The sequence below is a fragment of the Flavobacterium sp. W1B genome (genome assembly GCF_047344965.1).
GTDB lineage: Bacteria > Bacteroidota > Bacteroidia > Flavobacteriales > Flavobacteriaceae > Flavobacterium.
The window spans coordinates 770,690-785,680 of record NZ_CP178845.1 but is presented as its reverse complement, the minus strand read 5'-3'; the positions used below and the strand labels follow the sequence as shown (position 1 = coordinate 785,680).

Sequence of the window (14,991 nt, the reverse complement as noted above, 5' to 3'; positions counted from 1 at the left end):
TAAAATGAGCACAAAATTTACTGAATACAAAGGACTTGACTTACCAACAGTAGCAACGGAAGTTCTGGATTTTTGGAAGAAAGAAAACATATTCGAGAAAAGTGTAAGCACACGTGAAGGAAACCAACCATTCGTATTTTTTGAGGGTCCGCCTTCGGCAAATGGATTACCGGGAATTCACCACGTAATGGCGCGTGCCATCAAAGATATTTTTTGCAGATATAAAACCCAAAAGGGATTCCAAGTGAAGCGTAAAGCGGGCTGGGATACACACGGATTGCCTGTGGAATTGGGAACGGAAAAAGAATTAGGAATTACCAAAGAAGATATCGGAACTAAGATTTCCATTGAAGAATATAACGAAGCGTGTAAAAAAACCGTGATGCGTTATACCGATGTGTGGAATGATTTGACCGAAAAAATGGGATATTGGGTTGATATGGAAGATCCGTATGTGACTTACAAATCCAAATATATGGAAACGGTTTGGTGGATTTTGAAGCAAATCTACAACAAGGATTTGATGTACAAAGGCTACACCATTCAACCGTATTCTCCAAAAGCGGGAACAGGATTGAGCTCGCATGAAGTAAACCAGCCGGGTTCTTACCGTGATGTAACGGATACGACCATTGTGGCTCAGTTTAAAGCATTAAATGAAACCTTGCCAGATTTTCTTCAAGGTTTTGGCGACATTTATATTTTAGCTTGGACAACGACTCCTTGGACTTTGCCATCTAACACGGCATTGACTGTTGGTCCAAAAATTGACTATGTTTTAGTTAATACTTTCAATCAATACACTTTCAGACCGATAACCGTTATTTTGGCTAAGAATTTAGTTGGGAAACAATTCGGAAAAGGATTTTTTGAAAGTACAGAAGCTGCTGATTTTGAAAACTTCAAAGAAGGCGACAAGAAAATACCATACGAAATATTGGCTGAATGCAAAGGATTGGATTTAGTTGGGATAAAATACGAACAATTACTACCGTTTGCATTGCCATATCAAAATCCGGAAAATGCTTTCCGAGTAATTTCAGGGGATTTTGTTACCACCGAAGACGGAACAGGAATTGTGCACACCGCGCCAACTTTTGGTGCTGATGATGCCAAAGTGGCCAAAGAAGCTACGCCTGAGGTGCCGCCAATGTTGGTTCTTGACGAAAATGGAATTCCAGTTCCTTTGGTTGATTTACAAGGGAAATTCACATCGCATATGGGTGATTATGCCGGTAAATATGTGAAAAATGAATATTACGATGAAGGTCAAGCACCGGAACGTTCTATGGATGTTGAAATTGCCATTCGATTAAAAGAAGAAAACAGAGCTTTCAAAGTAGAGAAATACGTGCACAGTTATCCACATTGTTGGAGAACCGATAAGCCTATTTTATATTATCCTTTGGATTCCTGGTTTATAAAAATCACGGAAGTTAGAGACCGCATGTTCGACTTGAACGAAACGATTAACTGGAAACCAAAAGCTACCGGAGAAGGTCGTTTTGGAAATTGGTTGAAAAATGCCAATGACTGGAATTTGTCCCGTTCAAGATATTGGGGAATTCCATTGCCAATTTGGAGATCCGAAGAAGGAACCGAAGAAATCTTGATTGGTTCGGTTGAGGAATTATACAACGAAATCGAAAAATCAATCGCTGCGGGTTTCCAAAAAGAAAATCCTTTCAAAGGTTTTGAAATTGGTAATATGGCCGAATCAAACTATGATTTGATTGATTTACATAAAAATGTGGTCGATGAAATTACGTTGGTTTCCGCTTCTGGAAAGCCGATGAAACGAGAGGCCGATTTGATAGATGTTTGGTTCGATTCGGGTTCTATGCCTTATGCACAATGGCATTATCCTTTTGAAAATAAAGACAAAATAGACGAGAATAAAGATTTCCCTGCTGATTTTATCGCCGAAGGAGTAGATCAAACCCGTGGCTGGTTTTATACCTTGCACGCTATCGCAACCTTGGTTTTTGATAAAGTTGCCTATAAAAATGTTGTTTCAAACGGATTGGTATTAGACAAAAACGGACAAAAAATGTCCAAACGTTTAGGTAATGCCGCAGATCCTTTTGAAACATTAAAAGAATATGGTCCTGATGCTACGCGTTGGTACATGATTTCGAATGCAAATCCTTGGGACAACTTAAAGTTTGACTTGGAAGGAATTGCTGAGGTTCGTAGAAAATTCTTCGGAACATTATACAATACCTATTCGTTCTTTAGTTTGTACGCCAATATTGACGGATTCAAATACGAAGAAGCAGAAATTCCTTTGAACGAAAGACCGGAAATTGATCAATGGATTATTTCGGAATTGAACACTTTGATAAAAGATGTGGACGGTTTTTATGCCGATTATGAACCTACTAAAGCCGCTCGTGCTATTTCTGATTTCGTACAGGAAAACCTGAGTAACTGGTATGTTCGTTTGTGCAGAAGACGTTTCTGGAAAGGCGAATATGCGCAGGATAAAATTGCGGCTTATCAAACCTTATATACTTGTTTATTGACCATAAGCAAACTTGGAGCACCTATCGCGCCATTCTTTATGGATAAGCTTTACAGAGACTTAACTTTGGCAACACAGTCAGAAAAATTTGATAGTGTACATTTGGCGGAGTTCCCAAAATACGTTGAAAACTTTGTTGATAAATCGTTAGAGAGCAAAATGCAGAAAGCGCAAACCATTTCGTCACTGGTTTTATCGCTTCGTAAAAAGGAAATGATCAAGGTACGTCAACCATTGCAAAAGGTAATGATACCGGTGCTTGACGAGAATCAAAGAGCTGAAATTGAGGCAGTTTCTGAGCTGATAAAAGCCGAGGTAAACGTGAAAGAAATTCAACTTTTAGATGATGCTTCGGGTGTTTTGGTGAAACAAATTAAGCCTAATTTTAAGGCACTTGGACCGCGTTTTGGTAAGGATATGGGGTTGATTTCTAAGGAAATACAAGGGTTTTCGGCTGAGCAGATTAATCAATTAGACAAGGAAGGAAGTCTGAATGTTGTTATTGCAGGAAAAGACGTAACTTTATCTTTAGAAGATGTAGAGATAACATCGCAAGATATTGAAGGTTGGTTGGTAGCTAATTCAAACGGAATAACGGTTGCATTAGATATTACAATTTCTGAAGAATTGAAACAAGAGGGAATTGCAAGAGAATTGGTAAACAGAATTCAGAATATCCGTAAAGATTCCGGATTTGAAGTTACTGATAAAATCAAGGTTCAATTGAAAAGAGATGGACTTTTGGAACAAGCAATTCTTAAAAACGAAGACTATATCAAATCGGAAACATTAACCAGTGATTTGGTTTTTGTGGATGAATTAGAAAATGGTACAGAAATTGAGTTTGATGAGATAAAAACAAAAATAACAATTACTAAATAATATAGGTTATGGTAGAAGAAGCAACAAGGTACTCTGACGCCGATTTGGCTGAGTTCAAAGAGATAATTCTAAAGAAAATTGAGAAAGCACAATTTGATTTAGATTTGATAAAAAGTGCCTATATGAATGATTTGAATAATGGTACCGATGATACATCGCCTACTTTCAAAGCATTTGAAGAGGGAAGCGAAACCATGTCTAAAGAAGCTAACTCACAACTGGCCATTCGTCAGGAGAAGTTTATTCGTGATTTAAAAAATGCTTTATTCCGTGTTGAGAACAAAACTTATGGGATCTGTAAAGTCACAGGAAAACTAATTAACAAAGATAGGTTGAAAATCGTTCCTCACGCTACGATGAGTATAGAAGCTAAAAATTTACAACGATAATCGACTTTCGTTATATAAATATTTAACGCTCCATTGGGAGCGTTTTTTTTGATTAAATTATTACTTTTACGCACTTAAAATTTTAAAAATGTCATTACGAAAAGCATATTTATTGATCTTCCTTATATTAATTGTTGATCAACTTTCTAAAATATATATAAAAACTAACTTTATATTAGGAGAGGAAGTAACTGTTTTTAAATGGTTCAAGATTCTATTTATTGAGAACGAAGGCATGGCATGGGGTACCGAAATTCCGGGAGCCTATGGTAAATTGATTCTTACTCTTTTTAGATTGGTTGCCGTTGGAGGAATTGGGTATTGGTTGTGGGATTCTGTAGAGAGAAAGCACAGCTCTAATTATTTGATTGTTTCCATTGCACTAATTCTTGCTGGAGCTTTTGGTAATATAATTGATTCTGTTTTTTACGGAATAATTTTTAATGATAGTCATTCGGAATTAGCTACGATATTTTCTGATAATCCTTATGGGACTTTGTTTCACGGAAAGGTAGTAGATATGTTTTATTTCCCTTTTTGGCATGGAAACCTGCCTAGTTGGTTGCCATTTTGGGGCGGAAAAGACTTCACTTTTTTCAATGCCATTTTCAATGTTGCCGATGTAGCCATTTCAACAGGTGTGGGGATATTGATTGTTTTCAATAAGAGAGCATTTCATCATAATGAATAAGATAAAATCTGTCAAAAAAAAGACCTATTTCATAATTTGAAATAGGTCTTTTTTTTTGACAGCAACTTGGGAAATAATCAAAATTCATAAATTTCATGAGGAGTAACGCAATAATCTAATTTGACATCATTTTCATGAGTATCGGTAATTGATTTTTCGGGTTCAAAGTAAGAAAGACCAATTTTGATGGTTTCTGGCTTGCATTTAGACAGGAATTTATCATAGAAACCCTTGCCATAGCCTATTCGATGTCCTTCCATATCAAAAGCTAAAAGAGGAACAAAAACAACCTCAATTTTATGAGGAGGCACTTCGATTCCATCAACCGGTTCAGGGATGTTGTATTCGTTTTTCTTGATTTTGGTGTTATCGGTAAGTAGGAAATGGGTCATATCTCTGGTTTCAAAATCAGCTTTCGAGATAATAGTTTCTTTGTCTTTCCCTGATATTAAATGTAATATTAACTCGGTATCTACTTCTTTTTGTTCTGTAATGGGCAAAAAAACATGAAAATAGGTTTTGTCCCAAATAGGAAGTGTCAGTAATTTATTGGCGATAGCCAAGCTTTTTTCTTCTAATTCGTTTTCCGAAAGTTGGTTTCGCAGGGTTTTGTATTTTAAGCGTAATTCTTTTTTATTCGTTTCCATCATCGATTGATTTTGATATGTGATAAATTGCATCGCCTTGATAAACAATGGGCGAGAGATTTGCATTGATAATATAGCCGTCGTTCGGGGCTTTTACTTTGCGTTCAAATTTCCCGAAAGGATCTGTAATGCTGGCAAGAGCGGTTCCTTTCTTGATAAAACAACCTATTTTATTATTGTCATGCAATAAGCCGGAATATTGTGCTCTAATCCAACCCGAATTTTCGATATAAATTGTTTTTGATTTTTGCTCTTCAATAATGTGTTTAGGATCTAGCATGTTAAGATGATGCAGTAGTCGTTTTGCGCCATTTACGCCTTCGGCTGTAATATTATTGTTGATGTCTAAGGATTTTCCTCCTTCAAAGAGCAGCATTTTCACATTTAATTTCTGGCTAGAATTTCTGAATGAACCGCTAATGTTTTTTGAAAATAAAGTAAAAGGAGCATTAAAAACATCGGCTAATATTTTTAGCTCAGCATTATTTGGTGTCAAGCGAATCTGTGGGACGTTGAATCTGCTGGCGCCTCCGGCATGAAAATCAACTGCATAATCTACAAGTGGCATGATTTCGGTCAAAATGTGGTAAGCAAATCTACTGGCGAGTGAGCCTTTTTTGGTTCCCGGAAAAACCCTATTTAAGTCTCTGCCATCGGGAAACTCTCTAGATCTGTTGATAAAACCAAACATGTTAATTACGGGAATACAGATGATGGTTCCTCTTTGAGGTTTGTTAATTTTTTTAGCGATAAGTTGGCGTACAATTTCGATGCCGTTGATTTCATCACCATGAATTCCTGCAGAAAAAAGAACAATAGGACCATCAATTTTGGAGCGTTCAACGATGATTGGGATTTTAAGTTTTGCCGTGTTGTGTAGTTTGGCAATTTCCATATCAATTGTTTTGTTTTGACCAGGTAAAATGGTTTCTCCTAAAATGGTTATGGATTTTGTGCTTTTCATAGGGAATAAAAAATCTAAATGTAGAAATAATTATTTGTATTTCGTAAATTTGAAATGAATTCAATAAAGAACTTCAAAATAATAAAATCACCGATATCTCTAAGTGCCATCGCGTATCTTTGTGAAATAACACTATAATGCAAAACCCAAGTCTAGAACTTCAAATCCAAACATTGCCTGACGGTCCTGGTGTGTATCAATATTATGATAAGCAGGGAAAAATCTTGTACGTAGGTAAGGCCAAGAATTTAAAAAAAAGGGTTTCATCCTATTTTAATAAGATTCATGATACGGCTAAAACAAATGTCCTTGTCAAGAAAATTGTAACGATTAAACATATCGTTGTTCCAACAGAAACGGATGCGCTTTTACTGGAAAATAACCTAATCAAAACATTTCAACCTAGATATAATGTGTTGTTGCGTGATGACAAAAGTTATCCTTGGCTGTGTATTAAAAAAGAACCTTTTTCTCGAATTTTCGCTACCAGAAGAATGGTTAAAGATGGTTCGGAATATTTTGGGCCCTATACAAGTTTTAAAACCGTGAATACTATTTTAGAGCTGATAAAAGAATTGTATCCACTTCGGACCTGCAATTATGATTTAAACCAGTCCAATATAGAAAGTGGTAAATTTAAGGTTTGTTTGGAATACCATATTGGTAATTGCAAAGGCCCTTGCGAAGGATTTGAACTTTTGGAGGATTACCAAAAGAAAGTAGATGCCATCCGCGAAATATTGAAAGGAAATTTTAAGGAAAGCATGAAGGACTTCAAAAAGATGATGATTGAGTTGGCTCAAAACATGCATTTTGAAGAAGCACAAAAAATTAAAGAAAAAATTGAAGTGCTCGAAAATTACCAATCGCGTTCTACGATTGTAAATCCAAAAATTACTAATGTAGATGTGTTCTCGATTGTTTCTGACGAAAGTGCGGCCTATGTAAACTTCTTGCAAATTTCTCATGGTTCGATTATTCGATCGCATACGATGGAAATAAAAAAGAAATTAGAGGAAACAGACGAAGAATTATTGGAATTAGCGATAATAGAACTCCGAGAGCGTTTTCAATTGTTGTCTAGAGAAGTAATTGTTCCTTTTTCGGTTGATTTGGGAGAAAAGATTAAGGTTATAGTGCCTCAATTGGGTGACAAAAAGCAAATTTTGGACCTGTCAATTCGGAATGCGAAGTTTTACAGGATCGAACAGCTAAAACAATTGCAGATTGTGGATCCCGATAGGCATGCCAATAGAATTATGGCACAAATGCAAAAAGATTTGCGATTGTCAGTCGAACCGCGACACATTGAGTGTTTTGATAATTCGAATATTCAAGGAACCAATCCTGTTGCGGCTTGCGTAGTTTTTAAAGACGGGAAGCCGAGTAAAAAGGATTACCGTCATTTTAATATAAAAACAGTCGAAGGACCCGATGATTTTGCATCTATGCAAGAAGTAGTTTATCGACGTTACAAAAGATTGTTGGACGAAAAAGAACCTTTGCCGCAATTGATAATCATCGATGGAGGGAAAGGGCAGTTGTCATCGGCACTTAAGAGTTTAGATGAATTGGGGTTGAGAGGGAAAATAGCCATAATTGGAATCGCCAAAAGATTAGAAGAATTATTTTACCCCGGAGATTCAGTTCCTTTGTATTTGGATAAGAAATCAGAAACTTTAAAGGTAATTCAGCAATTGAGAAATGAAGCGCACCGATTTGGGATTACGCATCATAGGGACAAGAGAAGTAAAGCGGCATTGAATTCTTCGATAGAATCCATTCCTGGAATTGGCGAAAAAACGATGCTTGTACTAATTCAACATTTTAAAAGTGTTAAAAGATTGAAATTAGCGACAGAAAAAGAAATTTCTGACGTTATAGGTATATCTAAAGCAAAAAAAATTGTCGACTTTTACAAAACCATTCAGGAATAATACGAAGCATATAATTCTAATAATGCTGATTAATCTGAAAAAATAAGCACTTTTATGAAAAGACAAACACTTTTAATTTTTATCTTTTTTACTTGTCTGACTGTGTTTTCACAAGAGCAGAAAAGACCAAAAATAGGTTTGGTTTTAAGTGGTGGAGGTGCAAAAGGATTTGCGCATATTGGCGTTTTGAAAGTGCTTGAAGATGCGGGAGTAAAGATAGATTTTATTGGCGGCACAAGTATGGGAGCTGTTGTGGGCGGACTTTATGCTTCGGGATATAATGCTGCTCAAATTGATTCTATTTTTCAAAAAACTAATTTTGATGAATTGCTAAGCGATTTTATTCCTAGAGCGTCTAAGAATTTTTATGAAAAGAGAAATGACGAACTTTATGCGCTTAGTTTGCCTTTTAATGATTTTAAAATAGGAATACCTAAGGCACTTTCTAAAGGACTCTACAACTTTAATTTATTAAGCAGGCTTACCAGAAATGTAAGACACGTTAGGGATTTTAATCAGTTGCCAACTCCTTTTTTGTGCATAGGTTCTAATATTGAGACAGGAGAACAAGTGATATTAGATAAGGGTAATCTGGCTCAGGCCATGATTGCCAGCGCCGCTTTTCCATCTTTATTTTCCCCTATTGAAATAGATGAAAAACTTTTAGTTGATGGCGGTGTGACTAATAATTATCCTATAGATGAGATTAGGAATTTGGGCGCCGATATTATTATAGGAGTAGATGTGCAAAATGATTTGCTTGATCGCTATTCACTTAAAGATGCTACCAAAATTTTAGTTCAAATTACAAATCTTCATTCGATTGAAAAAATGAAAGAGAATGTAGTAAAAACGGATATTTATATAAAACCGGATATTAAAAACTATGGCGTAATCTCCTTTGACAAAGGAAAAGAGATTATTGTAAGGGGTGAGGATGCTACTTTTTCGGTTTATGAAAAAATCAAACTACTGGTTGATAGTTCTAATAAATTCACTAAGCCTAAGTTGGAATTAGTGGTAGATTCTTTAAATCTTAAAAGCATAAATTGCAATGATTTGGATAATTTTACAAAAGATTATGTTATAGGGAAGTTGAGGTTTAAGCCAGGATCCAAAATCAGTTACAAGGAATTGGAAGCCGGAATAAATAATATTAATGCGACACAAAACTTTAGTGCCATTGCCTATTCGCTAAGTCCAAATGACGGAGGAGATGATTTGAATCTCACTTTAAAAGAAAATCCAACGAAATCCTATCTGAAATTCGGGTTGCATTATGATGGCTTATTTAAGAGCGGGGTTCTGATTAATTTGATGCGTAAAAAAACTTTTTTTAAAAATGATGTGACTTCATTTGATGTTATTTTAGGCGATAATTTCCGTTATAATTTTGATTATTACATCGAAAATGGATTTAATTTAAGTATCGGTTTTAAATCATCTTTTAACCAATTTAATAAAAACATGGCTAAAGAAGTAAGTGGTTTAGACCCGGACACTTTTGGAGTAAAAGCCATTAATACCGACTTCTCGGATGTAACAAATCAGATTTATTTTCAATCCTTATTCGTGAGAAAATTTTTAATAGGAGCTGGATTTGAGTTGAAATTTTTAAAAATTGAGTCCGAAACCTTGGCTAATATCGATCCAATAATAGACAAGAGTACCTATGGAAGCGTTTTTGGATATTTGAAATACGACTCCTTTGATGATAAATATTTCCCTACTAAAGGATGGTCTTTCTCGGGAGACATTCAATCCTATTTGTTGTCATCAAATTATACAAATGAATTTAATCCTTTTTCTATAGCAAAGGCTGATTTTGGAATTGCGGCAAAGATTTTTAACAAGGCTACTATAAAACTCAATACCGAAGCCGGCTTTTCAATTGGTAAAGAAAGTGTGCCGTTTTTTAATTTTATTTTGGGAGGTTATGGTTATAATACGATAAATAACTTCAGACATTTTTATGGATATGATTTTTTGAGCATTGCTGCCAATAGTTATATAAAGTCATCGGCAACCTTTGATTACGAGTTCTACAAAAAAAACCACATTAATTTTTCGGCTAATTTTGCGAACTTGGGTGATCGATTATTTGAAACAACTGATTGGATTTCTATTCCCAAATATTCAGGTTATGCTATCGGTTACGGTTTAGAAACGATTATTGGTCCGATAGAAATAAAACATTCTTGGTCTCCTGAAAACTCAAAAAGCTATACTTGGTTTTCTGTTGGATTTTTATTTTAAATATAATTTATGTTAATAAAAATTCCGATATTTGTTATCATGAAAACAACTTGGAGCGGTTTATTGGGATATCTGCAATTCCTTATCAAGAGAAATCCGGAATAGATTGCGTATTTTTTTGATTTAATTAGAAAGTTTGGTTTTGAAAAATCTCAAACTTTTAGACTTTAACTTTAAACAAAAAAACATGCCTTTATATCATAAATTGGGAAGTTTCCCCCAAAAAAGACACACACAATTCGAAAAACCAAATGGTGGTTTGTATTACGAACAGTTGTTTGGAACGGAAGGTTTTCATGGTCACTCCTCTTTGCTTTACCATGTGCACAGGCCAACGCAAATTAAGGAAATTACAAAATCATATTCGGTTGAACCAAAAATTGCCATTGGAAAAAACATAAAATCGTTGTTGTTAAAAGGTTTTGAATTAAAACCCGAAGACGATTTTTTGGAAAGCCGAAAAGCGATGCTTGTCAATAAAGACTGTACGATAGGATTAGCTGCACCAAGAAAATCCTTACGCAATTATTTCTATAAAAATGCCGATGCCGATGAAATGATTTTCATTCACAAAGGAAAAGGGAAATTGCGAACCATGATGGGAAATATTCCATTTGAATACGGTGACTATTTGATTATTCCTCGTGGAATGATTTATCAAATTGATTTTGAAACTTCAGAAAACAGACTTTTCTACGTCGAATCTTTTGCTCCTTTTTATACGCCAAAGCGCTATAAAAACGAATCGGGTCAGCATTTAGAGCATTCTCCATTTTGCGAACGCGATTTTATTTTGCCTAATGAATTGGAAACCCATGACGAAAAAGGCGATTTCTTGATCAAAATCAAGAAAGAAGGAATGATGCACGAAATAGTCTATGCCACGCATCCTTTTGACGTTGTGGGTTGGGACGGTTACAATTTTCCTTACGGATTTAGCATTCATAATTTCGAGCCTATAACAGGTCGCGTTCATCAGCCGCCACCGGTACATCAAACTTTCGAAACCTCGACTTTCGTGGTTTGTTCTTTCGTTCCAAGATTGTACGATTATCATCCAAAAGCAATTCCTGCGCCTTACAATCACAGCAATATTGACAGTGATGAGGTTTTGTATTATGTAGATGGCGATTTCATGTCGCGCAACAATATTGAGCAAGGTCATATTACATTGCACCCAAAAGGGATTCCGCACGGCCCCGCGCCAGGAGCCATGGAGCGCAGTATTGGTCAAACCATAACCCACGAATTAGCGGTAATGGTCGATACTTTCCGACCGTTAATGGTTACCGAAGAAGCCATGGGTCTTGATGATGGTCAATATTACAAATCATGGGTAGAGTAATTTAAGGAGCTATTTCCTGCTGTGCGCTATATCTTTATTTTTTTAAAGAAAAAACATAAAGGATGCCGCTTCCATCAGGGCTAGGCCTCGGTAAAATCAACAACATTTTTTTAAATAATAAACATTGTAAATCTGTTTTATTCTCGCTATCGGCGTTTCAAAATCAGATTTACCAAATCAAAAAATAAATCACAATGAGTAAAGAAGTAAAATCAGTAGAATACGGACTAGAAAAAATATTTGAAGGAGCACAAGATTTCCTTCCTTTATTAGGGACCGATTATGTAGAATTCTACGTAGGGAATGCAAAACAATCGGCACATTATTATAAAACCGCTTTTGGTTACCAGTCACTGGCTTATGCAGGTTTAGAAACCGGTGTAAAAGACAAAACTTCATATGTTTTAAAACAAGATAAGATTCGCATTGTTTTAACTACGCCACTAACACAAGATTCTCCTATAAACGAACATTTGAGAAAACATGGTGATGGGGTAAAAGTGGCGGCTCTTTGGGTAGAAGATGCAACTAGTGCCTATGAAGAAACAATGAAGCGCGGCGCGCGTTCTTTCATGGAACCAACGGTAGAAAAAGACGAGTTTGGAGAAGTAGTGCGTTCGGGAATTTATACTTACGGAGAAACGGTTCATATTTTCGTGGAACGCAAAAATTATAAAGGTGTTTTCTTGCCAGGCTACAAAGAATGGAAATCCGATTACAATCCGGAACCAACGGGATTGAAATACATAGACCACATGGTGGGTAATGTGGGTTGGAATGAAATGAATACTTGGGTGAAGTTCTATGAAGAGGTAATGGGATTCGTGAATTTCCTTTCTTTTGATGATAAACAAATCAACACCGAATATTCGGCTTTGATGAGTAAAGTGATGTCTAATGGAAACGGAAGAATCAAATTTCCAATCAACGAACCTGCCGAAGGAAAGAAAAAATCTCAAATTGAAGAATATCTTGATTTTTATGGTGGTCCTGGTATTCAGCATATCGCCATTGCAACGGATGATATCATCAAAACAGTATCTCAATTGAAAGCAAGAGGTGTCGAATTCTTGTCAGCTCCTCCTCACGCTTATTATGAGGCAATTCCGGAGCGATTGGGTGAGCATATGAAAATGATGAAGGAAGATTTGAATGAAATTGAAAAATTGGCTATTATGGTTGATGCTGATGAAGAAGGCTATTTATTGCAAATCTTTACAAAACCGGTACAAGATAGACCAACTTTGTTTTTTGAAATTATACAAAGAATGGGAGCTAAAGGCTTTGGAGCAGGAAACTTTAAAGCTTTGTTTGAATCTATAGAGCGTGAACAGCAATTGCGAGGAACGTTGTAAAAAGCTGTTTTTTTTACATTATGTGAAAAAATAGTCAAGGAACGATAAGTTGTTTGGCAATTGTTGTGTTAAACTTTTTTTTTAGAAAAAATAAGTTGATTTATTGGCTACCTTTGCACTCGCAAAATGGAAGGGGTGGTTTCCTTCCGAATTGATATAAATTTCATAATTTATAGTTTTTTGGTTAGTTAATAGCATAAAAACTCAGTCATTATTTGACTGAGTTTTTTTGTTTTAATATATTTTGGAACTAAATTTGCTTATACAGTCGATAAATAGACAAAGTAAATTATGAAAAAAATAGTACTCTTCTTGATATTGATAGTAACCGTTGGTTTTGATTCCCGAAATGATGATGCATATGATGTTGGAGAATGGTTTAAATTCCGAATCCATTATGGTTTTATAAACGCTGGCTTTGCAACCCTAGAGGTTAAAGATGCTACCGTAAATAATAAAAAAGCCTTTCATGTAGTTGGTAAAGGATATACTACAGGAGTGTCGCGCTTTTTTTTTAAAGTCGATGATTTATACGAAAGCTACATCGATAAGGATTCTGGAAGTCCATATCAGTTTGTTAGAAAAATCAATGAAGGAGGTTATACTAAAAATCAAGAAGGATTTTTTAATCAGCAAGCAAATAAAGTTCTTGTAAAAGATTATAAAAACAAAAGCGAAAACACCTTTGCGATTCCAAAAAACACTCAGGATATTCTGTCAGCTTTTTATTATTTACGCAATTATCCGGGTATAGATAAAATAAAACCAGGGGAATCTGTGTCAATTGATATGTTTTTTGACGGCGAAACCACAAAATTTAAGTTAAAGTTTATAGGACGTGAAGATATTACAACTAAATTTGGCGTTGTGTCTTCAATGGTCTTTAGGCCTTTGGTGCAATCAGGGCGCGTTTTTAAAGAAAAAGAAAGTTTAACAGTTTGGATTTCTGACGATGGTAATAGATTGCCTATTCGAATAAAGGCGGATCTTGCCGTAGGTTCAATTAAAGCAGATTTGGATGCGTTTAAAGGATTAAACAATCCGTTTAAAATAAAAATATAATGAATATTAGTGAGAATACAGAAGCTGTTTTAAAGCAGATAGAGCTTAAATACGAATCTATTAACCAAAAAACGGAAACGCATCTTGAAGGATTACTTTGGTCAAAGCCCATTACTTATTGGGATTACATTCAAACGGATGCTTTACTAAATCTACAAATTCAAAGAACTACACTTCCTGATGAAATGGTTTTTATTATGTATCATCAGGTTAATGAGTTGATGTTTAAAATGATCCTTTGGGAAATGCATCAAATTTCTTATTCTCAAGATATAAAAACTGATTTTTTTGCCGAAAGATTAACCAGGATTAGTCGTTATTTTGATATGCTGACTACTTCTTTCGATATTATGGGTGACGGAATGGAAGTGGATCAATATCTAAAATTCAGAAACACATTAACTCCTGCATCTGGTTTTCAAAGTGCTCAATACCGATTGATTGAATTTTCTTCAACTGATTTGATTAACCTTATAGATCATCGTTATAGAGAAACGATTGATAGAAATACGCCTTACGAACATGCTTTTGAGCATTTGTATTGGCAGGCGGCTGGAAAAGATTATCACACAGGCAAGAAATCTTTTTTATTAGAAGAATTTGAAAGAAAGTATAAAGGTGTTTTCTTACGACACATGGAGGAGTATAATAGCATAAATATTTGGCAAAAATTCAAACAACTTCCTGAGTTAGATCAAAAAAATCCTGAGTTGATAAAAGCAATGCGCCATTTTGACCATACGGTAAATATTACTTGGGTTATGGGACATTTGAATGCAGCAAGGAAATATATAGATAATGGACAAGGTAGCGGTGAAGCCACCGGAGGAAGTGATTGGAAAAAATACATGCATCCAAAATACCAAAGAAGAATTTTTTTTCCAGAACTATGGAATGAGGAGGAATTAGCAAGTTGGGGTGTGGAAAAATAGGTTGAAT

General features: G+C 35.3%; 11 protein-coding genes. 9 read left to right on the top strand and 2 right to left on the bottom strand.

From position 1 onward, the window contains the following. Positions 1-4 precede the first annotated feature (4 nt). The 3 genes from ileS to ACMDB5_RS03430 all read left to right on the top strand — a co-directional run bounded on the left by ileS (position 5) and on the right by ACMDB5_RS03430 (position 4,486). On the top strand, positions 5-3,406 hold the full coding sequence (ileS, locus tag ACMDB5_RS03440; RefSeq protein WP_413999624.1) for an isoleucine--tRNA ligase: 3,402 nt from the start codon (positions 5-7) through the stop codon (positions 3,404-3,406). An 8-nt stretch (positions 3,407-3,414) separates the two neighbouring features. After that, positions 3,415-3,795 carry a TraR/DksA family transcriptional regulator gene (locus tag ACMDB5_RS03435; RefSeq protein ID WP_413999623.1) on the top strand — a complete coding sequence of 127 codons (381 nt, stop codon included), beginning with the start codon at positions 3,415-3,417 and terminating at the stop codon, positions 3,793-3,795. A gap of 88 nt (positions 3,796-3,883) precedes the next feature. After that, the gene (locus ACMDB5_RS03430) at positions 3,884-4,486 is read left to right on the top strand and encodes a lipoprotein signal peptidase (RefSeq protein ID WP_413999622.1); all 603 of its coding nucleotides are present in this window, start codon (positions 3,884-3,886) and stop codon (positions 4,484-4,486) included. Positions 4,487-4,563: 77 nt separating this feature from the next. Here the strand turns inward: ACMDB5_RS03430 and ACMDB5_RS03425 are convergent, their stop codons facing one another. Together ACMDB5_RS03425 and ACMDB5_RS03420 are read right to left on the bottom strand one after the other, a co-directional pair. Beyond that, the gene (locus ACMDB5_RS03425) at positions 4,564-5,133 is read right to left on the bottom strand and encodes a 5-formyltetrahydrofolate cyclo-ligase (protein ID WP_413999621.1); all 570 of its coding nucleotides are present in this window, start codon (positions 5,131-5,133) and stop codon (positions 4,564-4,566) included. Further along, a complete protein-coding gene (locus ACMDB5_RS03420; protein WP_413999620.1) occupies positions 5,120-6,097 on the bottom strand; it encodes a succinylglutamate desuccinylase/aspartoacylase family protein in 978 nt (325 codons plus the stop codon). The genes ACMDB5_RS03425 and ACMDB5_RS03420 overlap by 14 nt, the downstream gene beginning before the upstream one ends. A gap of 137 nt (positions 6,098-6,234) precedes the next feature. Between ACMDB5_RS03420 and uvrC the strand changes: the two genes are divergently transcribed. From uvrC to ACMDB5_RS03390, 6 genes are all read left to right on the top strand, one after another. Next, entirely contained in the window at positions 6,235-8,034 is a 1,800-nt protein-coding gene (gene uvrC, locus ACMDB5_RS03415) for an excinuclease ABC subunit UvrC (RefSeq protein ID WP_413999619.1), read from the top strand. A gap of 54 nt (positions 8,035-8,088) precedes the next feature. Further along, positions 8,089-10,290, top strand: a complete 2,202-nt coding sequence (locus ACMDB5_RS03410) for a patatin-like phospholipase family protein (RefSeq protein ID WP_413999618.1) — start codon at positions 8,089-8,091, stop codon at positions 10,288-10,290. A 187-nt stretch (positions 10,291-10,477) separates the two neighbouring features. Continuing rightward, entirely contained in the window at positions 10,478-11,635 is a 1,158-nt protein-coding gene (locus ACMDB5_RS03405; RefSeq protein WP_413999617.1) for a homogentisate 1,2-dioxygenase, read from the top strand. 194 nt (positions 11,636-11,829) lie between these two features. Then, positions 11,830-12,990 (top strand): 4-hydroxyphenylpyruvate dioxygenase, encoded by a 1,161-nt coding sequence (gene hppD, locus ACMDB5_RS03400; protein WP_413999616.1) that lies wholly within the window; start codon positions 11,830-11,832, stop codon positions 12,988-12,990. Between the two features lie 291 nt (positions 12,991-13,281). Then, positions 13,282-14,052 carry a DUF3108 domain-containing protein gene (locus ACMDB5_RS03395; protein WP_413999615.1) on the top strand — a complete coding sequence of 257 codons (771 nt, stop codon included), beginning with the start codon at positions 13,282-13,284 and terminating at the stop codon, positions 14,050-14,052. Further along, the gene (locus tag ACMDB5_RS03390; RefSeq protein WP_413999614.1) at positions 14,052-14,984 is read left to right on the top strand and encodes a tryptophan 2,3-dioxygenase family protein; all 933 of its coding nucleotides are present in this window, start codon (positions 14,052-14,054) and stop codon (positions 14,982-14,984) included. Before ACMDB5_RS03395 ends, ACMDB5_RS03390 begins: the two co-directional genes overlap by 1 nt. The last annotated feature ends 7 nt before the right edge of the window (positions 14,985-14,991 follow it).

What these genes read in the sequence shown, in the direction of transcription:
- ileS (WP_413999624.1), top strand. Translation starts at nt 5, where the DNA reads ATGAGCACAAAATTTACTGAATACAAAGGACTTGACTTACCAACAGTA.
- ACMDB5_RS03435 (WP_413999623.1), top strand. Translation starts at nt 3,415, where the DNA reads ATGGTAGAAGAAGCAACAAGGTACTCTGACGCCGATTTGGCTGAGTTC.
- ACMDB5_RS03430 (WP_413999622.1), top strand. Translation starts at nt 3,884, where the DNA reads ATGTCATTACGAAAAGCATATTTATTGATCTTCCTTATATTAATTGTT.
- ACMDB5_RS03425 (WP_413999621.1), bottom strand. Translation starts at nt 5,133, where the DNA reads ATGGAAACGAATAAAAAAGAATTACGCTTAAAATACAAAACCCTGCGA.
- ACMDB5_RS03420 (WP_413999620.1), bottom strand. Translation starts at nt 6,097, where the DNA reads ATGAAAAGCACAAAATCCATAACCATTTTAGGAGAAACCATTTTACCT.
- uvrC (WP_413999619.1), top strand. Translation starts at nt 6,235, where the DNA reads ATGCAAAACCCAAGTCTAGAACTTCAAATCCAAACATTGCCTGACGGT.
- ACMDB5_RS03410 (WP_413999618.1), top strand. Translation starts at nt 8,089, where the DNA reads ATGAAAAGACAAACACTTTTAATTTTTATCTTTTTTACTTGTCTGACT.
- ACMDB5_RS03405 (WP_413999617.1), top strand. Translation starts at nt 10,478, where the DNA reads ATGCCTTTATATCATAAATTGGGAAGTTTCCCCCAAAAAAGACACACA.
- hppD (WP_413999616.1), top strand. Translation starts at nt 11,830, where the DNA reads ATGAGTAAAGAAGTAAAATCAGTAGAATACGGACTAGAAAAAATATTT.
- ACMDB5_RS03395 (WP_413999615.1), top strand. Translation starts at nt 13,282, where the DNA reads ATGAAAAAAATAGTACTCTTCTTGATATTGATAGTAACCGTTGGTTTT.
- ACMDB5_RS03390 (WP_413999614.1), top strand. Translation starts at nt 14,052, where the DNA reads ATGAATATTAGTGAGAATACAGAAGCTGTTTTAAAGCAGATAGAGCTT.